Origin of the sequence: Methanosarcina sp. WWM596, from assembly GCF_000969965.1 — an archaeon.
In the GTDB taxonomy this organism is placed as follows: Archaea; Halobacteriota; Methanosarcinia; order Methanosarcinales; family Methanosarcinaceae; genus Methanosarcina.
Genome location: NZ_CP009503.1, coordinates 401,633 through 425,425 on the forward strand (window position 1 = coordinate 401,633; position 23,793 = coordinate 425,425).

General features: G+C 42.5%; 12 protein-coding genes, 2 tRNA genes and 3 pseudogenes. 9 read left to right on the top strand and 8 right to left on the bottom strand.

What is annotated here, in order from left to right:
- Positions 1–1,723 precede the first annotated feature (1,723 nt).
- Positions 1,724–3,481, top strand: a complete 1,758-nt coding sequence (locus MSWHS_RS01810; RefSeq protein WP_048158695.1) for a DUF927 domain-containing protein — start codon at positions 1,724–1,726, stop codon at positions 3,479–3,481.
- A 496-nt stretch (positions 3,482–3,977) separates the two neighbouring features.
- Positions 3,978–5,222 carry an IS110 family transposase gene (locus tag MSWHS_RS01815; protein ID WP_048158696.1) on the top strand — a complete coding sequence of 415 codons (1,245 nt, stop codon included), beginning with the start codon at positions 3,978–3,980 and terminating at the stop codon, positions 5,220–5,222.
- Positions 5,223–5,991: 769 nt separating this feature from the next.
- On the opposite strand, the gene MSWHS_RS01820 is transcribed toward MSWHS_RS01815, so the two are convergent.
- Positions 5,992–6,065, bottom strand: a tRNA-Val gene (locus MSWHS_RS01820).
- Positions 6,066–6,405: 340 nt separating this feature from the next.
- On the opposite strand from MSWHS_RS01820, the gene MSWHS_RS01825 reads away from it, so the two are divergent.
- Positions 6,406–7,170: an A24 family peptidase C-terminal domain-containing protein gene (locus tag MSWHS_RS01825; protein WP_048125521.1), complete on the top strand. Its 765-nt coding sequence runs from the start codon at positions 6,406–6,408 to the stop codon at positions 7,168–7,170.
- Between the two features lie 38 nt (positions 7,171–7,208).
- On the opposite strand, the gene MSWHS_RS01830 is transcribed toward MSWHS_RS01825, so the two are convergent.
- The 7 genes and pseudogenes from MSWHS_RS01830 to tnpA (MSWHS_RS01865) all read right to left on the bottom strand — a co-directional run.
- Positions 7,209–7,796 (bottom strand): cobalt-precorrin-7 (C(5))-methyltransferase, encoded by a 588-nt coding sequence (locus tag MSWHS_RS01830; RefSeq protein ID WP_048125523.1) that lies wholly within the window; start codon positions 7,794–7,796, stop codon positions 7,209–7,211.
- 101 nt (positions 7,797–7,897) lie between these two features.
- Entirely contained in the window at positions 7,898–8,923 is a 1,026-nt protein-coding gene (locus MSWHS_RS01835; RefSeq protein WP_048125525.1) for a cobalt-precorrin-5B (C(1))-methyltransferase, read from the bottom strand.
- 477 nt (positions 8,924–9,400) lie between these two features.
- Positions 9,401–11,464: a DNA mismatch repair endonuclease MutL gene (gene mutL / locus MSWHS_RS01840; protein ID WP_231585532.1), complete on the bottom strand. Its 2,064-nt coding sequence runs from the start codon at positions 11,462–11,464 to the stop codon at positions 9,401–9,403.
- Positions 11,465–11,600: 136 nt separating this feature from the next.
- Positions 11,601–14,303 carry a DNA mismatch repair protein MutS gene (mutS, locus tag MSWHS_RS01845; RefSeq protein WP_048125528.1) on the bottom strand — a complete coding sequence of 901 codons (2,703 nt, stop codon included), beginning with the start codon at positions 14,301–14,303 and terminating at the stop codon, positions 11,601–11,603.
- A 1,076-nt stretch (positions 14,304–15,379) separates the two neighbouring features.
- Positions 15,380–15,457 (bottom strand) — tRNA-Pro (locus tag MSWHS_RS01855).
- A 193-nt stretch (positions 15,458–15,650) separates the two neighbouring features.
- Positions 15,651–16,211 (bottom strand): CDP-alcohol phosphatidyltransferase family protein, encoded by a 561-nt coding sequence (locus MSWHS_RS01860; protein ID WP_255350504.1) that lies wholly within the window; start codon positions 16,209–16,211, stop codon positions 15,651–15,653.
- A 254-nt stretch (positions 16,212–16,465) separates the two neighbouring features.
- A pseudogene (gene tnpA, locus MSWHS_RS01865) lies at positions 16,466–16,675 on the bottom strand (IS200/IS605 family transposase); the annotation flags it as partial.
- On the opposite strand from tnpA (MSWHS_RS01865), the pseudogene MSWHS_RS22170 reads away from it, so the two are divergent.
- The 6 genes and pseudogenes from MSWHS_RS22170 to mttB all read left to right on the top strand — a co-directional run.
- Positions 16,670–17,593: pseudogene (locus tag MSWHS_RS22170) on the top strand (RNA-guided endonuclease TnpB family protein); the annotation flags it as partial. The pseudogenes tnpA (MSWHS_RS01865) and MSWHS_RS22170 overlap by 6 nt on opposite strands.
- Positions 17,594–17,837: 244 nt before the next feature.
- On the top strand, positions 17,838–18,278 hold the full coding sequence (tnpA, locus tag MSWHS_RS01880) for an IS200/IS605 family transposase (protein ID WP_048125534.1): 441 nt from the start codon (positions 17,838–17,840) through the stop codon (positions 18,276–18,278).
- A 493-nt stretch (positions 18,279–18,771) separates the two neighbouring features.
- Positions 18,772–19,221, top strand: coding sequence for a transposase (locus MSWHS_RS20805; protein ID WP_052722533.1), 450 nt, complete (start codon positions 18,772–18,774; stop codon positions 19,219–19,221).
- A 473-nt stretch (positions 19,222–19,694) separates the two neighbouring features.
- Complete coding sequence (locus tag MSWHS_RS01890; protein WP_048125536.1) at positions 19,695–20,858, top strand: (Fe-S)-binding protein; 1,164 nt, start codon at positions 19,695–19,697, stop codon at positions 20,856–20,858.
- 753 nt (positions 20,859–21,611) lie between these two features.
- Positions 21,612–22,253 (top strand): dimethylamine corrinoid protein MtbC, encoded by a 642-nt coding sequence (mtbC, locus tag MSWHS_RS01895; protein ID WP_048125538.1) that lies wholly within the window; start codon positions 21,612–21,614, stop codon positions 22,251–22,253.
- A gap of 25 nt (positions 22,254–22,278) precedes the next feature.
- Positions 22,279–23,766: pseudogene (gene mttB / locus MSWHS_RS01900) on the top strand ([trimethylamine--corrinoid protein] Co-methyltransferase).
- The last annotated feature ends 27 nt before the right edge of the window (positions 23,767–23,793 follow it).

Consider the following 23,793-nt stretch of genomic DNA (forward strand, 5'->3'; position numbering starts at 1 on the left):
AGCCTTTTCCTCAAACCTGACTAAAAAAAGGATGTGCAAACCGTTTACATGCATGACCTTTCTTTTTATCGAATCATGCCAGATGTGGACAAAAGGATTATCCAAAAGTGCAAGAATCTTATCCTATCTGAGATAATTACATGTTTACATGTGCGAATTGTCCAAAAAACTCATCACTCTCTAAAAGTCTGACAGTCTAAAGAGAAGACCATGCAGGCAGGACTGAGAAAATCCCTGACCATGACAGAATAGAATAATTAAAAGAGTTTGAAGGCCCTATCAGATTATAGATAGATAGATTCTGATAGATATATCATATATACATATGGTACATTTGCAATTATCTATCATCTTTAGACCTTTTTGCAAGGAAATATGTTTGTTATTGTTATTGCGATTTTTAAGACGTTTTAAGGCACTTCCCTATTCCAGGGGCCTTGTGACCAGTTCAACCCGGATAAGATATCCTCACAGTGAGCCTTAGATTAAGCTCTGTTTGATCCTGAGAGAATTATTATCAAATCTCTATGATTTAGATACGCCCTTACGGGCTACAACGCAAGGCCTACGCAAGCAGGGAAATAATAGGGACTGCCAGCACCACAGTATAACATTCTAAAAAGACCACGCAGGGAGAGAAGCCCGGAAGCCTGCCAGCCTGCCAGCAGGGAAACAGATTACCACCTAAAAACCTGCGTACCAGGACGACAATAAAGCTAAAATTCAGCAGTACCGATAAGATAAAACCACCCCGGAAAAGTACACAGTAACAGCTTTTTAGACTTCCCGGACTCCGAAGGGGAAGCCGAAAGAGTAAAAACACTATCAGTAAAGATTTATGTTTCCTAAAATTGAAAAGCTCAAAAGTTATATATTCAGGCTGTATAACCGTATATATACCGTAAATTAAGAAAAGAATGATTCTAAAGGTTCGAATTCGGATGCTACACAGTATATCTTTATTAATTCTGTGCGCGATGTCGTTTTATCTCTAAACCCTGCCATACCACCGGCACAGCAGGATTTAAGGTTTTGCCGGTTACTACTTTTTTTTATTCTGTATCAATACAGAAGTGCAAAGATAAGTAATTAGATTAAAGAATTATTCAACCCCCATATATTTAAAGTAAATCGGCTTACGCTCAGGGCATGTATAGTATTTTTTTATTGGTTTCAACTTTGTAACATTCTAAAAGAATATAAAAGAAACTTTACATTTTGTTAACTATTTCTAACTATGCTATACATTAGCATGATATTAAATTCTTTCAAAAGAGCGTTCTACTTTTATACTCTGAACATTACCTTACTGTTATGCAGGGAACAGAAACTGTAAATTTTGAAACGCTTGAAGTAAAAAAGCTCAACTGCAACCGATGCCAGCACACATGGATTCAAAGGTTTCCGGGAGTTCTCCCGATGACCTGCCCGAAATGTAAGAGTCCATACTGGAACAAACCAAGAAAGCACAAAGTAAAAAAGAATGAATAAAAACATTGTAAAATAGAGAGTTTGAAACATTGGAGAACTCACCAAAACCCTCCAACGTTCCGATAGTTGCCTATTCTCTTATAAACGACATTTGCCTTTAAGTAAAAGCAGTTATAAGTAATAACACATCTTTATTATTTATAACTTTCTATACCTATAAGGCGTATGCTCCGGTTATTACATAGGTTACTTTCTCTATCTTTTTACAATGTTCCAATAGGAACACGATAAAATGATAAAAGAAAACACAAAAACAGAAACAAACGCATGGAAGAGTAACACAAAACAGGCAGTAAAGGAAAAGCCGGAAAAGCGCGCCCTTGCCTACATTATAACCCCTTCGGGGGTCATATACATAAACGAAAAAGGGGAAGAGAAGACCATTATCAGAGCTAAAACCGAGATAACCGGGATTAGTGATAATTTGGACATCGACCCGGAGGACACCGAGAGGAACAGGTACACGCACTATAAAGTACTGTCCGGGAACATTGCCCTTTTTATGTCACATGGCGACCTGTTGACCAGAGCCGGAGTTATAAAAATGATTAACGCGGGCATGATGGCGGCAGAGGGAGACGCAAGACTTATTAACGGTTTCTTCCTGCGGAGCATTGAGAATGCTTTTAAAAAGTGTGAAATGCTGGCAGTGTGTAGCCGTCCAGGATGGAAAAGAAATAAATCTATATTTGTCTCTGGAAACACGGCATACAGCCCGGAAGGGAATTCCGAAGTAAGCTTATTAGATAAGCATTCTCAGGAAATGTATGATAAAGCCGGGAGTCTCGAAGGCTGGAAGCACATAAGCCTTTTAAAATGGCTTGATTACGACACCGCCCGGATATGCTGTTATATTGCTATGAGTGGCTTCATTAGCTCTTTTTTGGGACTGCCTAATATATTAGGCTCTATCACAGGCAGGACGACAGGAGGGAAGACCACCACCGCAAAAGTAGCAGGCTCATTAATAGGCAGAGCTTACGGAGGCGAGCACATTGTAAGGTCTGCAAATATCACCCTGACAGCCGCCGAAAAGCTTTCTATAAGTGTTAACGGGCACTTCCTTGTATTAGACGAAACTAAGACAAATAAGGACTATGAACCTATTATATACCTCTTAGCAAACGGCAGAGCCAGAGGACGCGCCCCTAATTCAGAGCTTGAGAAAGCGGAAGGCTTCACAGCTTCTTATCTATTCACAGGCGAGAGCGACTTATTAAAGGATACAGTAGCACAAGGCGCAAACGGTAGACTGATAACGATAGTTAACCGGATTCCCAAGAGCAACGAGAACGCCGAAATAGCAAAGGACATAGAGGAAGTAATCCAGAACAATTATGGACACTTTAAGGAGCTTTTCTTAAACAAGGTGATGGAGGATAAGGAAGGCTTACAAAAAAGGTACAGGGAACTATCAGCAGAATTCAGGGACGAAAACCGGGACATAGGCGCGAGAGTTGGCGATATTATCGCCTGTATCTGTCTATCTGGGGAAATCCTCGAAGGTATCTTTAAGGAAAATGGGATTCCTACAAAGGACTATAAAGCCCTGTGCACTGAGCTTATGAGGGAGAACATAACAAGCGACCAGAAAAAAGAATACTGGCTTAGAGGGCTTGAGATTGTCTATAATGAGGTTTCTACATGGAAGCCTGAAAGGGACATAGACGGAGTTATAAAAAACACATTGATCTATAAAGGGACATTAGGCGGGCAGTTATCCGGGCAGTATCTGGACATATCAGAAGCGACATTAAAGAAAGTCTGCGAAGATAACAACTTAGACAAAGCGGAACTTATAAAGGTCTGGAAAGAGAAAGGTTTAACTATCTGCGATAAAACCACGACAGATAAAAGGGAAAGATATAACAAAAACGTTAAAATAGAATCTAAGTCTGTTAGATGCATAAGATTTGATAAGACAATCTTAGAGGAAGTATTAGAACTAACAGAGGCTAATACATGGGGAGATTTGGAAAGAGAGAAATAATATAACTCCTTTCCTTCCTTCCTTCCTTCCTTTCTTTTTCTTCCTTCTTTTTTTCTCTTCATCATGTCCGGTTACCCTTTTTTACCCCTTCGGGTAACCTATGAATAAAGGCGTATGATATCGAAAAAACGCCCTTGTTACCCGGTTACCCAATTTTTACAGAGGACACGATAATATTTTGAAATTTTATTTTCTTATTTTAAAAATTTTTGAATATGTAGACAAGTTTTCTATAATAAAACGCATATGAAATTCTTCGAATAACAGGCACAAAGAAATGAAAGTACTTTTTTTTCCTTACCTTTTTTACCTATCAACCTCATCATTCTCTTGGGCAGTAAGGTTGTACTTATTTTGGTTCTTTGAAGCCGTGATAAAACTAACCAGTGAATTGCCATCGAAGGCTCAAATGTGACTTTGATCACGGATGCTAAATTGGCCTTTGAGGCAATTCTACTGCCCAAATTAATTTGGTGATCTAATTTGGTGATCTAAATTGGTTGAAGTCATTAACAAAGCTTGTGGTTTAGACATTCACAAACTCTTTTTCATTGCTACAATCCTCAGTAGATCTGGTGAAAAACAGCAACAATATTTCTCTAGAACCCCTGACGAAATTTTAGCTTTTAAAAACTGGGTTATATCAGATAAATGTGACGTTGTTGCCTGTGAATCAACGAGTGACTTTTGGGTTCCGATTTATGATGCGTTGATAAAACATCTACCTGTTATAGTTGGAAATGCCCGAGATATGAAGGCGTTTACACACAAAAAAACAGATAAGATCGATTCCGAATTCATCGCACAACTTGCATTGAATAATATGATTCAACCATCAAGAGTTTTCCCAAAAAACCATAGAACATTTCGTTCATGTATCCGGCTTCGCCATAACCTTGTACAAAAAAGAACAGATATAAAAAATGAAGCTCACGCCATACTCGCACCTGAAATGTTTAATCTGAAGAATGTGCTAACAGATATTTTTGGTAAGAGTGGTAGAGCAATTCTATCACGAATTTGTTCAGGTAAAAGCGTTGACCAGATTATAGCAAGCCTTTCCCCAAATGTTCGTAAAAAAAGTGATCAGATAAAGGAAAACTCTGGACAGAGAAATCTCTCAAGGTGCTGCATTCAGCTTCAGATCTGTCTGGATATCATAAAGCATCTTGACACTGAAATCAAAATTTTGGAAAAAGAAATATTCAATTATGCTTATAAAAATCATAAGCAAGAAATGGAAATTTTAATGTCTGTTCCAGGAATAGGAGAACTTGGAGCGGCAACTCTTATTGCTGAAATAGGCGATTTCAAAGATTTTTCTTCAGGGGATAAGCTTGCTTCATGGCTTGGCATAGTTCCGAATGTGTACCAATCAGCGGATAAATACCATAACGGAAGAATCACTAAGAGAGGATCTAAGGAAGCAAGGTGGATTCTAACACAGATTGCTCAGGCAGCAGCAAGAACAAAAAATAGCAGGTTAAAAGAGTTTTTCAACAGAAAAAAGAAGTCGATTGGGCATTCAAAGGCAATTATTGCCCTGGCAAGAAAAATTGCAACAATTATATGGCATCTGATCACAAACGAGGAGATGTATGAAGATGAAACTGGATATAAAAAGGGGGAAATTCAAAAGAGAAAGATAGTGGAGACTGAGATATTCTCAGTTGATGAAAGGATCAAAATAATGAGTGAAATATATGTAATTGCGAGAAATGAAGAAAGAGAGAGTACGTGAGGAAGATCTCCTCATAGACTTTCATGCTAAATAATAAAATATTTTTTACACGTACCTTAATATATGGGTAACTTGGGTAACTTGGGTAACTATAAGCATATTGATAACGATTATAACATTAATATAAGTGGTAACTTAGTGGTAACTTTAGGTAACCAATACTTAAAGACATTAACAAGGTAAAGATAATTAATCAAATTTGTAGGAGATGCAAACGCCCTTCGGGCTATTACCGCAACGCCTACGGCAGTGATGCAACTTAGAATAGTAAGATTGGTAGCTGTCCCACCCTGTAGGTTGTGCGGGAAGGAGTGACCGAAGGGAACGGGTGTCTGACCCTACAGATTGATAACTAACTATCAATAGGCTTGGTCGTTAAAAATTAGTTTTTACCACCAAATTCTAATCATATATCAGAAAATGCAAAGTTACATAAATATTTAGTAACCTTCTATTTGACATATAGAGGTAGAAAAATGAAATTATTGGGAAAATCCAAAATCATGAAACATAGGGTAAAACCAGAGATTACATATCCTTTAGTAAGGCTCCCACAATCTGAAATAAACCTTGCCGGAGAAACAGCTTATGTTTTCAAAACGGAATTAAACGGTAAGCCTGTTTATGTGATTTCTTTGGATGAAGAGTTTAATGGTGAACTCAAAGTTACACAACCACTAGTAAAATCTGACCTTGAAGTAAGAATCGAAGCATTAGAAAAGGAAGTCTATAAAACCTCTAAATTAGAAAACAAGGATGAAACAGAAAGTGGGCCCGCTGAGATTCGAACTCAGGACCTCCGCCGTGTGAAGGCGACGTCATAACCGTCTAGACCACGAGCCCATTGATTGAAATTGAAAACTAATAAGGGTTAAGCAGGGTTAAGCAACCATAAAATAGAACTTCTTATGTATAAGCTTATCGCTTGCAAGCTGATTTTGGGCTTGACCGGGCCTGTTATGTTATTACTTGTTATATTTTTGCCTGGGGGTTTTCAGTTCCTTTGTATATTTTGAAGGATTTGAAGGGGGAAGAATCGTCGGCTGGAGTTTTCAGTCTGCGGGTGGAACTTTTGATGGGCTGTCGACGGGCTGTCCGGGAATTTTCATTCAAGCGATAAAGTAAAGAAGTAAATAAGTAATAATGTAAATAACTCTAAAAATAATTTAATTGTCTGGTTTGTATGATAGAAATCCTGAAAATCCTCTTTACCATGCCATTTTTGCTCTATTCGTGTTACACTGACCTGAAGGTGCGCAGAGTCTCAAATAAGGTGTGGAAGTCCATGCTTGCATCGGGTTTGGTATTTATTCTATATGAAGTTTTTACCGGAGGGATTCCCTATCTTAAATCTCTTATTTTTTCTGGAGTTGTTGTTTTCATTTCGATTTACATCCTTTTCCAGCTTGGAGCCTTCGGGGGCGGGGATGCAAAGGGGCTGATAGTGCTTTCCATCTTATTCCCTCTCTATCCGGTTTTCCTGTTCTCGGGAGAGCTTTATCCTCTGTTCGGGCTGCCTCCTGTAGGGCTCTTTGCCTTCACGGTGCTGGAAAATGCTCTTCTGGTAACGATATTCGTGCCTCTCGGGATGTTCTGCTACAACCTTCTGCATTTCTCGCCTGAAATGCTCAAAAAGCCCTTCTACATGTTTATCGGGTACAAGACTGAGGTTTTCTCACTGAAAAATAAGGAACATCTTGGTTTGCTTGAAAAGTTTGAGCTTGATGAAAACGGAAGCGTTATCAGGAAGTTTGCACGGGCAGGGCTCGATTTTGATGCGAACCGAAAGCCCGAACTTGAAGAATACGCAAAAAAAGGGCTCATTGAAAAGGAAGTCTGGGTTACTCCGGGCCTGCCTTTTATGCTCTCAATTACAGCAGGCTTTATAACCGCAGTCGTTTTCGGGGATTTGATCTTTTACGTTCTCATGAGCTTTATCGCGGTCTGAACCGAACGTCTGTGTTTTTTCCATTCTCTTTCCCCTTTTTATCTTTTCTGCACGACAAGCAGTCCGTAAAGAATAGTTTCCGCAATCGGGGGGTTGTCAGGAGTGCCTTTTGCGATCCTTTCTTCGGGGTAGCCGAGGTTTTCGCAGGTATAGAGCTCGGCTTCCAGTCCAAGGTCTTTAAGGATTTCCGCAACCTCGCGGGAGCCGAAGGTCTCTTCCGGCAGCAGGAAAATATTTCTCCCGTTCTTCAATTCCCGGATCAGTTCGGCTTTTGCAGGCTCAAAGTCCCTGCCGTGGGCTGTTATTGCACAAAGGTTCGTCAGGTTCACTCTTGTACGCGCACAGGCTGCCTGCATTGAAGAGATCCCGGGAATCACGGTATCCTTTTCCCCTGCAAATTTCCCGAGCCCGGAAAACATGGGATCTCCTGTGGACAGGACAACGGCATCTGCGGGCAGGAGATGGAGCGACTTATAATCTTTAATTGTTTTTGCTTCGCAGGTAATATATTCCTGGGCGAGCTCAAGGGATCTTTTTGCCCCGTAAACCACGGATGCCTTTCTTATCGCCCTTATCCCTTCTTCCGTGAGCATGCCGGGTCCGACCCCGACTCCTACCACAATCATAGTTTTTCTTCCCCTCTGTCCGGTTCGAATTTCTGATATCTCATTCTCTGGATTTCGCTTTTAATTCAACTTCAGAATTTAGTTTTATTCAATTTCTGAATTCACTTTTTCTTCTCACTCTTGCTGTCCATAAGGACAGACCCGTCCCTGTCAATTACCACGATTCTTGCACCTTTGCCTTTCTCAACCGCCATTTCAAAGGCTTCTTTCAGGCGCTCGTGTTCCGGAGCCATTTCAAGCATTTCAACAACGGTTGCATACCCGCTGTTCTGAAGCATTTCAGGGTTTCCCCATTTCAGGACAAGCCCCGGAAGCCCGCAGATAATAACATCGCCTGATGCGTTCTCAAGACCTTCCGAAATCCTGCTCCCTACCATAACAATAGTGTAGTCGGGGAAGAGCATGTGAGAATATTTCATTCCTATCCGGCCCGTAGTCAGGACTACCCTGTCAGTGCAGCGGATGAGGTCTCCTTTCATCTCTCCCAGGTGGTCGTTCCAGGGTTCAACAAAACCTGTGCTTCCGAGGACGGAAATCCCGCCTTCGACTCCTATCCTGCTGTTCAGAGTCTCTTTTCCTATCCTTTCCCCTTCAGGGATTGAAATCGTGACCTCAGCTCCCTTCAGGCCCAGTTCCTCTACGGCTTCCTGCACTGCAGCCCGGATCTGTTCCATGGGTTTAGGGTTGATGGCAGGTTTTCCCTTCGAGACCTGGAGCCCGTCCCTTCTTACAACCCCTATACCCTTTCCACCGAAGATGCTGATTCCCTCGGTTTCCCTGGCTTCGCCAACAAATTCAAGCCCCCGGGTAATATCGGATTCGTGGTCGTTAGGGATCTTCTTTACAACTGCGCGCCCTGGGGAGGACTCGCTGATTTCAAGGTAGGCTCTCAGTCCGACCGGGGTGGGTACGGATACATTGTCCACTGTTTTTTTAAGGGAAAGGACAGCGGCTTTTGCAGCTGCACTGGCTGTAGTTCCTGTGGTATATCCTCTCTTGAGTACGGACCCGTCACTCAGGACCACGACCATCCCGGACGCTACGTTTTTTTCAAGTTCTTCCCTGGGCAGCCCTGTAAGGGCAATCCATTCTTCAGGGATCTTGAAATTGTTAACAGGATCTATCATGGAAGAATACTCGGGGGTTTTTTATTATAAATGTATTGACCTGAAAAATCGGAAAAGCTACATGGACAATGTAATATTCACAGAACAATATAGAAAAGAGTGGCATCATTCCAGGACTGGGGATTTTTTCGTTTTTCTGGAAGTTGGGGGTATTTCTCTTGGGGTTTGAATGGGGGGTACCATTCTTTTGTGGGGGTTTGGGGGTTGGTGTGTGAAAAATAGCTTTGTGGAATGATGCCTTTTAGATGTCAATACTCGTCTGACATCGACCTTACATCATCAGTTATATTATATAAATCTATAGGAAATTAATGGTGGATTTCCAGTGGAAATCTTCCTGATATCTCCATAGCTAATTACCAGTATTCTTTCTGTACGCTCTATCGACAGATGGCTTTTTTATGGGGATTTTTCATTTCTTGATCAATCCCTTTTTCCGGATTTTTTTCAATATTTTCTTTTTTCCGGCAACTCTGTTTACTGAATTCTTGCAAACATGCGGTCCAATTCACTTTTTGTAAAGGTTATCACTGTTGGTCTCCCATGCGGGCAGGAGTAGGGATTTTCAGCTGCTTTGAGCTGTTCTATCAGCTCTTCCATCTGCCTCGAGTTGCAGGCTGCCCCTCCTTTGATTGCTGCCCTGCAGGCGAGGGTCTTGCTTACCTTTTCCGAAATTCCTGTGTCCTTTTTAACCTTTCCTTCAGCCAGCAGGTCAGAGATCACGTCATGGATTACGCTGGTATCCTCAAGCCGTCCGAAAACCTCGGGCACAAAAGTAACGACATAGGTATTGTCCCCAAATTCTGAGATCCCGAAGCCGTACTCCTCCAGATAGGGGATGTATTCTTCCATAAGCACCTTTTCTTTCGGGGTAAGTTCTATCACTACAGGGGCGATCAGTTCCTGCACCCTGGACTTTTTCGTTCTCAGGACCTGTTCGTAAAGGACCCGCTCATGGGCTGCATGCTGGTCGATGAGCACAAGATCTTCTCCTTTTTCGGCAATGATATACATTTTAGAGACCTGGCCTATGATCCGCAGGTCTTCTAGAAGGTCGATGTTTGCTTTTTGCTTTGGCTTTTTACTTTGCCTCTCCCCTGCATTTATTCTTTCATTTGCCTTTTCCCCTGCTTCTTCCTTTTCTTTTTCCTTTTTACTGCTCTGATCTTCTCTCCTCAGGACTTCCTGGGACCCTGTCCTTTCTGGAAAATCCAACAGGCGCTCGGATTTCTTCAGCCTTCTCTCCGTATCTTTTATCGGATAAGTATAAGCTTCTGATTTTTCTCTCAGGAGCCTACTGCCACTTTCAGGAACCCTGGTTTCCTCTTGAACCCCTGCTTCCTTTCCAGTTTCTTTTCCGGCTGCTTTCCTGATTTTCTCTGTTGCTCCCTTTTCCGGCAGAGTTAAGGGAGCTTTCTGTGCCTGAATTTCTTCTGATGGCCTCGGACTCTCAAAGGTTTTCTGAAACCTTCTTCCCTCTTTTTCCCTTACTTCGGGAGCAAGTCCGTGGTCCGAGAGGACCTTTTCAACTGCATGAATGACTGCATCCCCTACCTCCTTTTCCCGGCTGAACCGGACTTCGGCTTTGCGGGGGTGTACGTTTACATCTACTTCTCCCGGATCAAGGGTAAGAGCAAGTACTGCTACAGGATAGCGGCCTTTAGGGATCTTTGTATAATATCCTTCGCGGACAGCCGTGTTGATAGCTCTTGAAGTGACCGGGCGAGTGTTTACGAAAACATAAAGCTGGTCGCTTCCTCCCCTGGTGGTTTCGGGTTTTGAGATATATCCCCGAATTTCAAAGTCTTCTGTTCTGTACTCAAGGGGTAGCATTGAACGGGCAGTATCAGGTCCAAGAAGGTTGACCAGGCTTTTGAAAAGGTCGCTGGAGCCCGTATTTCTTATGACTGGCTTTCCTTCGCTGAGCAGGGTAAAGGAAATTCCCGGATTTGCCAGGGCAAGCCTTGTAACGGTGTCTGTGATATGGGCAAGTTCGGTGCGGTCGCTTTTCAGGTACTTGCGCCTTGCAGGTGTGTTATAGAAGAGATCTTTTACGTGCATCAAGGTTCCCGGAGCCGTGCCTGCATCAGATGTTTCCTGCACCTTCCCTCCGTGGATGACTATTTTTGTACCGGTAATCTCTTCCTGGGGGCGGGTAAGGATTTCTACCTTTGCAATGGCGGTAATTGAAGCAAGAGCTTCTCCCCTGAACCCCATTGTTGCGACCGTATCCAGGTCTTCGATCCGCGTGAGTTTGCTTGTTGCGTGTTTTTTATATGAAAGAAGGACATCTGCCCTGCTCATCCCGCAGCCGTTGTCCCTGATAAGGATGGAATGTTTTCCCCCTTTTCTTACTTCGATGCGGATTTCCGTTGCTCCGGCATCGATTGAATTGTCCACAAGTTCCTTTACCACGGATGCCGGGCGTTCTATTACTTCCCCGGCTGCGATTTTATTTATCGTGTCCCTGTCAAGGATCCGGATTTTATTTCCCTGCTCTTCCATTTTCTCTTCCATCTTTTCTTCAATCTGCTCCGTCATTTGTTTTTCACTTTTCCTTTCCTCTGTCCTTTATCTGTCCTTTATCTGTTCTTTATCTGCCTTTATCCACCCTTTCCTCTGTTCTTCCCTGATCCTTGCCCTATCAAGGTGGGCAATCCTGTAGCCCGTTTATTTTTTAGTCAAGTAGCTTTTTCAGCTCATGGAGCTTGTTCATGGCTTCTATTGGTGTCATCTCATCCACATTCGTCTTTTTCAGGGCTACTTCCACAGGGCTCAACCCTTTTGCCTTCTCCGAATTTCCATTGCCACTCCCAGGGTCAAAAAGCAGCATCTGGGTATAGCGTGCACCTGCCTTGCTTTTTCTTTTTTTCCCGTTTTCGCCATCCACGGCTTCCTCAAGCACGTTTTCCTTTTCCAGTTCCTTGAGGACCTCATTTGCCCTTTCGATCACCTTTTCCGGAACTCCGGCAAGCCTTGCAACCTGGATTCCGTAACTCCTGTCTGTTGCTCCGGGGACTATTTTCCGCAGGAAAACTAACTCGTGACCATCTTCTTTTACTGCAATGTGGTAGTTTTTGACCCTTTTTAATTTCTCTTCAAGGGCTGTGAGCTGGTGATAATGGGTCGCAAAAAGAGCCCTTACGCCAACCTTTCCTCTATTGTGCAGGAACTCTACTACTGCTTTTGCGATGCTGTACCCATCGTATGTGCTCGTTCCCCTGCCGATTTCGTCAAGCAGTACAAGACTTCGGGGACTTGCGTTATTCAGGATATTTGCAAGCTCCACCATCTCAACCATAAAAGTGCTCTGCCCGCTTGCAAGGTCGTCAAAAGCCCCTATTCTTGTAAAGACCTGATCAATCATCCCTATGGATGTATAGGATGCCGGAACAAAGGAGCCTGCCTGAGCCATAATTGCAATAAGGGCGGTCTGGCGCATGTAAGTGGACTTTCCTGCCATGTTCGGGCCTGTAACAAGCAAAAACTGTTGCTCCTTGCAGTCCATTTCGGTATCATTCGGGACAAAGCCTCCTGATACGGTACTTTCGACTACGGGATGTCGCCCGTCCCTGATGAGGATCTTGCAGTCTTCGGTGAGTTGCGGCCTTGTATAGTTGTTGTTTTCTGCAACCTCGGCAAGGTCTGCAAGGACATCAAGGGTCCCCAGTCTTTCTGCTGTTTCCTGGAGTTCCCTTGAATGGGTTGAAAGGATCTGTGTGAGTTCAGTGAAGATTTCGTATTCCAGAGCTACTGACTTTTCGTTTGCTGTCAGGATCAGGCTTTCTTTTTCTTTAAGTTCCGGAGTAAAGAAACGCTCGGCATTTGACATTGTCTGCTTTCTTATATAGTCCTCCGGCACCTGGCTACTATTTGCATGGGTAACTTCGATATAATAACCAAATACCTTATTGTACCCGACTTTCAGGGACTTGATTCCGCTTCTCTCTCTCTCTTTCTGCTGAAAAACCGCAATCCACTTTTTGCTGTTGCTTGCAATATCCCTGAGTTCGTCAAGCTCCGGATTATACCCTGGCTTTATCATTCCCCCATCCCGGATGGTTACAGGAGGCTCGTCAACAATTGCTTTTTCAATCATTTCCGCCAGGGTTTCCAGTTCCGAAAAGGCTGCAAGCCCTTCTGCAATCTCTTTTAAGATTTCAGACCCGGCTTTTTCCAGCAGGCGGTCCCGGATAGAAGGCACGACGTACATGGATTTTTTCAGGGCTACGAGATCCCTCGCACTGGCATTTCCGTACACAATTCTTCCTACCAGGCGTTCGATGTCTCTTACATCTGAGAGCCAGTCTCTTATATCGTAGCGGAGCAGAGAGTCTTCTGCCAGTTCTTCGACTGCATCCAGCCTGAGGTTAATTTTTTCTACGGAAAGAAGCGGCTTTAAAAGCCATTTTTTCAGGATGCGGCTTCCCATGGGGGTCCGTGTATAGTTCAGGGTCCGATAGAGGGAATTTTCGTCCCCTCCCTCTCTCACGTTTTTCACGATTTCGAGGTTGCGCAGGGTAATCGAATCCAGGACCATGAATTCAGTGTTTGAGTAGGCTCTGAGGGTATTGATATGGGCAAGGTTCCTCATCTGGGTAGTTTTTGCATACTCAAGGGCAGCCCAGGCTGAGTAAACTGCAAACTCGAGTTTTTCACAGCCCATACCCTCGAGGGTCGCGACCCCAAAATGGGTTTTCAGGTTCTCTTCGGCTTCCTCGGGTCCGAAAATCTCGGGGGCAAATTCCTGTACAATTGTCTGGTCCTTTAACCTGGCTACAAGTTCCGAATTCCCGTACAGGGACGGGGGCAGGATGCATTCTGCAGGGTGCATGCGGGCAAGCTCGCTAAGTAATTTCTCAAAGCTGTCCGAGTCCGTAAACTGGGTTGTAAGGAACTCCCCTGTAGATATATCGAGGAAGGAGATCCCGAATTCTATTTCTTTTTCTCCGTTTTTCCCGGATTTTCCGATCTCTCTTCCTGCAACTGCCATGAGGTAATTGTTTGAGGCATCCGAAAACATGGAAGAATCTATTGCTGTTCCCGGGGTCACCACCCTAACAACTCCCCTTTTCACAACCCCTTTTGCCTGCTTTGGGTTTTCGAGTTGTTCACAGATGGCTACCTTGTACCCTTTATTTATTAACCTGGGCAGGTAGGTGTCAATGGCATGGTGGGGAATTCCTGCAAGCGGCATTTTCTCCCCTTTTTTGTCTTTCCCTCGTGCAGTCAGGGTAATTTCAAGTTCTTTCGCAATGGTTTTTGCGTCTTCCCCAAAGGATTCGTAGAAGTCACCCATTCTGAAGAAGATAAGGGCATCAGGGTATGCCTGCTTGGCTTCGTAGTACTGGCGCATTGCAGGGGTCATCATTTCTGTCATTTTTCAACTCACTGTAAGCCTTGATCATTAATATCTACAGTTAATATCTAAATCTGGAATGGGGATATATGAATAAGCGGCTGGTTATTTCAGCTAAGCAGCATGGTTCTTTTTTGCATGTCAGTTTGAGTCATTTTTAACATCATTTTTAACATCATTTTGAATATCAGGTTAAAATACTATGTCTTTATCTTGAATCATGCTTCTTATATATAATTTAACGATTCGGTATTGTAAGCCTTATTAAAGGAGGAATTGCCCTGAACCGGGAAAAATTAATTGAAGTCTGTCCTGTTTGCGGGAATGCGGATATCTATTATGAGGTTGGTGGGTATGCAGGTGCGGTCTACCATTGCAAAGAATGCGGGTATGTCGGAGCTTTCGTTGTTGAGGCTAATGAGGAAATGATTGAGAAAATTAAGGAAAAGTATAAGCGGGAAAAGGGGAAGGAGGAGGAATATAACTAATAAGTGAGTTTAACACGGTGTGCTTCCTGCACAGATTTTATTTTGACATCTGTGATTTTTTTCTTTTAACGCGTCCTTTATCATTTATTCTCAGTCGAATACCCCGCTAGCTTGCGTCGGGGTGTGCCAGCGCAATTTTGATTTTTGTGGACATTTGCGGAACGTCGGAACAAATAAACTGCTGAGATCTTTACAATACTTCAACTTGGGGAGTATATCCCAAGTTGAAGTTGTCAACTTAATTAATTTTTTTATCTTACTGAATATAATCCTAGCCAAGAGCCTTTATTTTTTATATTTTTGAAACTCCGGTTAAAGTTAGGTTGTTGCAGCAGATCATAAATTGCCTGTATCTGAGTTTTCAAGTCCTTTTTTCTGTTTCGGAAAGGCTGCCTGCTTCGCAGTCGTTGAGAGCCCGGGGCCCAAAAAACAAATTCAAATATGTGGGTAAGGTTTTGGATTATAAGCTCAAAAACTATGAAAAAAGATCCAAAACGATGAAAGGGGCTGAATATAGGAATTATGCAGCAAATCAGATATTGTAAAAACATGTAATGAAAAATCTAATAAATAATACCTATAAAAACGTCAAAAAGCTGAATAAAAGTTTGGTGGGGCCGCTGAGATTCGAACTCAAGTCGCAAGACCCCCAGCCTTGCAGGATGGACCAAGCTACCCTACGGCCCCGCAGAGTATTTACGTTTATCAGACGGCAATGGTCCTATTCTTACTTGCCATCATCCAACTATTGTAATCAAACATGTAGTATAAATGCATATCGGTAGGGAAAAGTCTGCACCTTATCTTTATTATTTTTTCAATTGTTGACCTGCGTTTTTTTTGCACGAGTTTTGTATGGGTTTTTTCCTTATTTTTAATTTCAGGGTTTCTGGAATTCGGATTCGGATAGCTCACTCAGGATACTTTTTGCCCGCAGAATCCTCTGGATGATGGTGACGTGGGAGATAATGGCTATCAGCACAAGAGCCCAGCCGAGGAAGCCTAAAAGAGCGCCTAAAGCAAGTATAAGCATCCTTTCCGTGCGTTCGGCAATTCCTATAGACAGTTTTCTGCAGCCTGCGGACTCTGCTCGGGCGCGAGTGTAGCTAACCAGAAAAGAACCTATCAGGGCAAAGCCAGCCCAGAGCCAGCCATCAATTCCGAGGATAGGGGTAAAACTGAGCCTTCCGTTAATCGCTCCTGCCATGATCCCGAGAAACATTAGCCCGTCGGAATAGCGGTCGCAGACCGAGTCAAGCACGCCTCCGAATGGAGTGATTCTGCCTTTTGCTCTTGCTACTCCGCCGTCAAGGATATCGAAAACTCCGCTGAAGAGGATCAGAAGCCCTCCTTCAAAAGGTTTGCCCAGAGAGAATGCAGCTCCAGCAGCTACGCTTACTGCAAAACCCATCAGGGTGAGGGTGTTTGGGGCAAGGGGTATTGAACGAGCAAATGGAATTACCAGCTTTCTTGCACTGTTTTTGAGGTCTTCGAATATTTCTATCCCTTCCTTTTATCTAGCTATTCTTATCTGGCTATTCTTTTTATCTGACTATTGATAATACGTATCTGGATATTAGTCTTATCTTTTTTCTAAAGATTCTGGGCTTCAGGGATGGAATAATCCAGAAAGAGGTTTATATGAAGAAGCGTAAAACCCCTGTGTCTTTAGCTCAGGGGATATAAGCGTCAACTTCACCCCTGATTCCGTATGTAATCTTCTGCCGCCTCTTTACTAACATTTCCGATAGTAGACGCAAAATAACCATCACTCCATAACGTATTCTCACCCCAATAATACTTTTTCAGATATTCTTTTTGAGTTTTCCATAACCTGTTAGTATATTCTTGTTTCAATTTTCTGACAATTGACAAAACGCTAACTTTCGGCTCACTCCTAATGAGTGGTTAGGAGAAGTTAACTCTCAATCATTACAGGGGATGACTAAGCAGGTTGAATCCGCTTTCACTAGATTCTTTAGAGAGAAAACAGGGTTTCCAAAGTTCAAATCAAAAAAGAATCCGATACAGTCTTTCCCTGTACCTCAACACTACACTGTAAACTTTGAAAATAATACTATCAAGCTTCCAAAAATAGAACCAATTAAAGCAGTTCTTCACAGGAAGTTTGAAGGAGAGCCTAAAACGGCTACGGTATCAAGGACATGTAAAGGACATTACTACATCAGTATCCTTGTTGAAGATGGAAAATAACTTCCAGTAAAGGAAGCTTTCACAGAATCAACAACAGTAGGAATTGATGTAGGTATCAAAGACTTTTCTGTCCTTTCAACAGGAGAAAAGGTTGAGAATCCAAAGTACTTGAAAAACTCTCTTAAAAGGCTCAAAGTATTACAGAAAAGAGTCTCAAGGAAACAGAAAGGCTCTAAGAACAGGGCAAAAGCTAAACGAAGACTTGCTGTACTCCATGACAAAATAACAAATCAGAGAAATGACTTCCAGAACAAACTCTCTTTTAGACTTGTTAGCGAAAACCAAGCTGTAGCTCTGGAAACTCTAAATGTTAAAGGCATGGTTAAGAATCATCACTTAGCACAGGCTATAAGTGATTCTGCGTGGAGTAGTTTTGTAACAAAGTTGGAATATAAGGCTCAATGGTTTGGAAAAACCGTCCTGAGAATAGGACAATTTGAACCCTCTTCTAAGCTATGTAGTGTGTGTGGATACCACAATAAAGAGCTTCAGCTAAAAGACAGAGAATGGATTTGTCCAGACTGTAAAACCAAACACGATAGAGACATTAATGCCGCTATCAATATCAAAAAATTCGCTCTCATAGATCAGAATCTAATTGGATTATGACACCGTAGGGACTACGGGGATGAGCTTGGGGACTTGCCCTCAATAGAGGGAGGAATGAACCAAGAAGCCACTCAGTCTTTAGCTGAGTGGTAGTTCACAAGGATCGCAAGGTTTTAACTCTAAAGTGGGAAGTCCCCTTCCTTGGAGCGTAAGCGACAGGTGGGGAATGAAAGCCGTCAACTTCTACAAAACAACAGTAACATAATTATTTCCTACTTATAGTTATCTCTATATAATTCCAACTATGCAGAATAAACTGGGTCTTGGAAGCCATTCTGTACATTCACTCCATTATCATTTCGTTCAATGCGTTATATATAGAAGAAAAGCTCTAACGAATCCTCCGATAATTGATTTTCTTAAAACTAAAATCCATAACATAAGTGAAACATTCGATGTTGAAGTGCTGAATATAGAGTGTGACAAAAACAATTTTCACTTATTATTTTCAGCAAAACTTTTGCTTGATATTCCAAAATATATCAACATTATAAAGATACTAACTTCAAGGGAGGTTCGTAAAAACTTCCCTGAAGTAAAAACTATGTTATGGAAAGATACGTTCTGGTCAAGATCGTATTTTATCGCATCGACAGGGCAAGTAACTCAAGACGTATTTAAAAAATATGTGAAGAATCAAGGCAAATATGCATCTGACGAAGAAGATCAAGATCAACCCAACTGAAGAACAGATAGATGTTCTTTGGTAATTATCTGAACAGTGTAGATGCCTCTATAATTTCGCTTTAGCCGAAAGAAAAGAAGCGTGGAAAATCGAACAGAGAACTGTAAAGTACGTAGTACAACAGAATCAGCTTCCAGCATTGAAAGAAAAATACCCTCAGTACAATATAGTGTATTCCAAAGTATTACAATCGGTATTGAAAAAGCTTGATGCTAATTATAAATCGTTCTTCTCACTCTTGAAAAATGGTGATAAGTCTGCAAGACAGCCAAAGTTCTGAAGTGAAAAATACTTCATGACTTTGGTTTACAATCAAAGCAGATTCAAAATCAATAGTGGAAAACTCAGTTTCTCTCATAAAGTATATGAAATTCCATTATCGTTTGAGATTGGAAATACTTTTGATTTATTGACAATCAAGCAGGTTGAAATCTACAATGATGATCCATACAAGGGTAGACTACAATGACGATCCATACAAGGGTAGACTACAATGACGATCCATACAAGGGTAGACTACAATGACGATCCATACAAGGGTAGAGGAAATTTCTTTGTATCAATAACATATGATGAAAATCCTATAAGTCCTATAACAGAGTATATTGATAACGATTTGTATCAAGCAATAGATTTAGGAATCACGAAAATAGTAACAGCAGTAAACACTCAAGGAAAATTCTTTGAAGTTAAAACACCACGTTCAGATCAATACTGGAATACTAAAATAGATACAATCAAATCCAGAAGAGATCATTGTAAAAAAAGACGCAAAAGATGGAATAGACTGCACAAAACATATGGAAAGATTGAAGCAAAAAAGTCTAATCAGATCAAAGATTTTCAACATAGGCTCTCTAAAACCATGATTGAAAAAACCAGAGCCAATACAATAATTGTTGGTGATCTTAATGAAAAAGTATGGTTCAATCAAAGAAAGTAACTGGAAAAAAAACGTTCTCAGAATAGATCAACTCAGAATTAAGGATATCTTTCTCGGTTCATCGAATTTTTGACCTACAAAGCAGAGCTTACAGGTAAATGAGTAATAAGAATTGATGAAGCTTATACATCAAAAGAGTGCTGTGTTTGCAGAAAAAGACACGACATGCCTCTTTGGTAAATAATTATGAAATGTGATTGCGGAAACGTTATTGATAAAGATAGAAATAGTGCTATCAACATCATGAAGCGGTTCTTATCACAGAATGCTTTCTGGACAGGTTATCAGAGTTTTTCTGATAATTTTCGACAAACAGGATTACAGACGGATACTTGCATCACTGCAAATATCCAGGTGACGTAATCACTCGAAGGAAGCCCCGTCCTCGCTTTTTTCCAAAAGCAGGATGGGGTAGTTCATGGATCGCTATAAGAATGGAGTCTCACGAGTTTAAAATAATGTGGAGTTAAAATATGAATCTAGTGGAAGAACACAGGGAAAAATGTACGCAATGCGGACAGTGTCTCGAGGTCTGCCCGCGATACGATGACCTCAGTTTGCTTGAACTACTTTACGGGTATCTGGATGAGGCTATTGAAATTGATCCTACTGGTATTGATTCTACTTCTCTGCTACGCTGCCTGACCTGCGGGCTTTGCGCTGAAGCCTGTCCCGAGGACCTGGGTCTCAAGATGCTTATTTCTCCTGCCCGGCAGAAATGGGTCCGTGAAAATGGCCTTACGGACAGGCAGACCATGTTGGACCCTGAGGCTGAGAATAATATCTTCAAAAAGATTGAGGAAATGGATGAGATTCCTGCGTACATAGACAGTCCTGGCTCTGTCGTGTATTTCCCGGGATGTGCCGGCACCTATATTAACAAAAATATGCCTCGGGCTGTTGTTGCCCTTCTGGAAAAAACAGGGGTTGATTACACTGTCCTTAGCGGGCTTGAATACTGCTGCGGAGCAGTATCTGCAGGTGCCGGAAATCCGGATCCAATCCGCAGGCATGGGCAGCAAAATATTGAAGAAGTTAGGAGAAGAGGGGCAAAAATTCTTATCACTTCCTGTCCGGGATGTTTCAAAGCTTTTAAGGAAATCTATCCAAAAATGTTCGGGAAACTGGACTTTGAGGTGCTCCAGGTCTCACAGTATCTGGAATACCTTTTAAGGGAAGGAAAACTTACTCCGGAAACTACCCTCAAACACAGGGTCTTTTACCACGATCCCTGCCATCTTACGCGGACAATGGGCGCCTACACGGAAGCAAGAAATGTACTTGAAAATATCCCCGGAACTGAGCTTGCAAATAAAACTCCCGAAGGTTCGGCTTGCTGTGGCTTTGGTGGAGGCACAAGAGTCAATTATCCTTCTGAGTCAATTTCTATAGCTTCTGACCGTTTTCGGGCTGCCGAAAAACGGGGCTGCGATATAATCATAACCAACTGTGGGGGCTGTATGCAGAACCTTGTCGAAGCCGGAAAGAATGAGAAAATAAAGATATTTGACCTTGCCGAGTACCTTTCCCTTGCCTGTGGAGTAAAAATAGAGAGGGAAGATCAGAAAATGCTTGAGCTTGTAAACAGGGCTTACAGGTTATGTATATCCGGCTATAAAGAACCCAGTTTGTCTTAATTTTCTTTGGGATTCTTTCTCTGAATCTGGCTCAGTAGATTATCTACTATATATTGTTATCTCTTTTTTCTGTTTTCTGGCCTGAATTTTATTCAGACTAAGTAAAATAGGAACAACAATGTTCAAAAAAAGGAATAATTGATCGCAAATCAAATATATGTTTTAAAGTTGTGGTAGAAAAAAGCTTCAATAGCCTTCATATTCTCATTATCGCTTTAACAATGAAATATCTTACTTTTTTAATATTTTTGCTGAAATTCCCCCTGTAACTTTACTTTTCCTTCTTTTATGTACCCTCAAAAGTCCATCTTTTTTATTTCATATTTATATTTTTCGTAATATCCTCTCATATTCTTTCCCGAATACTCCATTCAAAATGTTTCAACCAAAAAATATTTATATAACTCTTCTTTTTTGTATGTTTATTTTGAAAAAATATTTATACCAGTACTTCAAACTTAGTTTGGAGACATCTGAAAAGATGAGTAAACAGACGGGATTTAAAATGGCACCAAAAATACTCCCTCTGCTAAAATACTCATGAACCCTAATCAGGATAATCATGAACCCTTCATGATTTTGCAGTTTCGCTTGTGATAATCATGGTTTCCCACCCATGGTAATCATGACGTTACTTCTCGTGCATGACATGACTCGTAGAGCGTGAGCTTGCAGCCCAAATGTTAATGATTATTCATTTATTTTTGGGTCGGTACGTCTCCATTGTTCAAAAACTAAAACGGAGGATGCAACATTAGCCAAGAAGAATTACTTCAGGAACTTGCAGGCGCTGTAATCACCTGTAAAAAGGACACAGTGCTCGCTGCCGTTGAAAAGGCAAAAGGAGAACTGGATCCCGCATTAATTATTGAAAAAGGGCTTGCTGCAGGCATGAATGAAGTGGGTGTCCTCTTTGAGAGAGGCAAACTTTTCTTACCCCATGTGATGATGGCTGCCGACGCAATGACTGCCGGAGTAGCAGCTCTTAAGGAACTTATGCCTGATGGTTCTGCCAGCTCAAAAATGGGCGTCATTGTGAACGGTACCGTAGAAGGTGATGTCCACGACATCGGCAAATCCATCGTGTCCACAATGCTCCAGTCTGCAGGTTTTGAAGTGCACGATATCGGTCGTGATGTTCCTATCAAGAACTTCATTCAGAAGGCAAAGGAAGTCAATGCTGATATGATCGGGCTTTCTGCTCTTATGACCACAACTCTTCCCGGACAGAAAGGCGTTATCGAACTCCTCAAGGAAGAGGGCATAAGGGAAAAAGTAAAGGTCATGATCGGGGGCGCACCCGCAACCCAGGCATGGGCAGACAAGATCGGCGCAGACTGTTACGCAGAAAACGCAAGTGAAGCCGTTTCAAAAGCAAAAGAACTGCTTGTTTAAATAATTCCTATTCGGAGGTTAAAAAATGGCAAAATGTAATGCAGTTGCAGGATTTAATGCACTTAACGGTGTGGAATTAAACCTTTTTACGAATGACGAACTTAAAGCAATTCACTACGCCACTATGGAAGTTCTGATGGAACCCGGTATCCAGGTCTCCGACCCGGAAGCCAGGCAGATCTTCAAGGAAAATGGTTGTGAAGTTAACGAAAAGACCCAGGTAGTAAAAATCCCTGAATATCTTGTAAGAAGAGCTCTTCAGCTCGCTCCATCCAGATTTGTCCTCTGGGGCCGCGACAAGAAATACAACACTGTGCAGGAAGCCGGCGGAAAGGTTCACTGGACCTGTTTCGGTACTGGCGTTAAGATGTGCAAGTACCAGGACGGCAAGTACGTAACCGTAGACTCCGTAGAACAGGACATTGCAGACATTGCAAAACTCTGTGACTGGGCAGAAAACATCGATTACTTCTCTCTCCCGGTCTCTGCAAGGGATATTGCAGGTCAGGGTGCCCAGGACGTCCACGAAACCTTTACTCCTCTTACCAACACTGCAAAACACTTCCACCACATTGACCCAGTCGGCGAGAACGTCGAATACTACAGGGACATCGTAAATGCCTACTACGGCGGCGACGAAGAAGAAGCAAGGAAAAAGCCGATCTTCTCTATGCTGCTCTGTCCAACAAGCCCGCTTGAGCTCAGTGTCAATGCCTGTCAGGTCATCATCAAAGGTGCACGTTTCGGAATGCCTGTAAACGTCCTGAGTATGGCAATGTCTGGGGGTTCTTCTCCTGTATACCTTGCAGGAACTCTGGTTACTCACAATGCCGAAGTCCTCTCAGGTATCGTCCTCGCCCAGCTCACAGTGCCCGGAACCAAAGTCTGGTATGGAAGTTCCACTACCACCTTCGACCTGAAGAAGGGTACTGCTCCTGTCGGATCTCCCGAACTCGGCTTGATCAGCGCATCCGTCGCGAAGCTCGCCCAGTTCTATGGCCTCCCCGCATTCGTGGCAGGCACCTAGTCTGATGCAAAGATCCCTGACAACCAGGCTGGACACGAGAAGACCATGACATGCCTCCTTCCCGCCCTCGCAGGGGCAAACACCCTCTACGGCGCCGGGATGCTTGGGCTTGGTATGACTTTCTCCATGGAACAGCTCGTTATTGACAATGATATCATCAAGATGACCAAGAAGGCTCTGCAGGGCGTTCCTGTCAATGAGGAAACCCTCGCAGTCGAGTCTATCCAGAAAGTAGGCATCGGAAACAACTTCCTTGCCCTCAAACAGACCAGGCAGCTTGTGAACTACCCCTCCGACCCCATGCTCATCGACAGGCGCATGTTCGGTGACTGGGCAGCAGCCGGTTCAAAGGACCTTGCAACCGCTGCACACGAAAAGGTCGTAGACGTCCTCAAAAACCACGTAGTTAAACCAATCGATGCCGACATCCTCAATGACATGAAGGCAGTTGTCGACAGAGCTGACAAGGCTTTCAAAGGCATGTAATTTCAATATAAGGATATTCAGGAGATC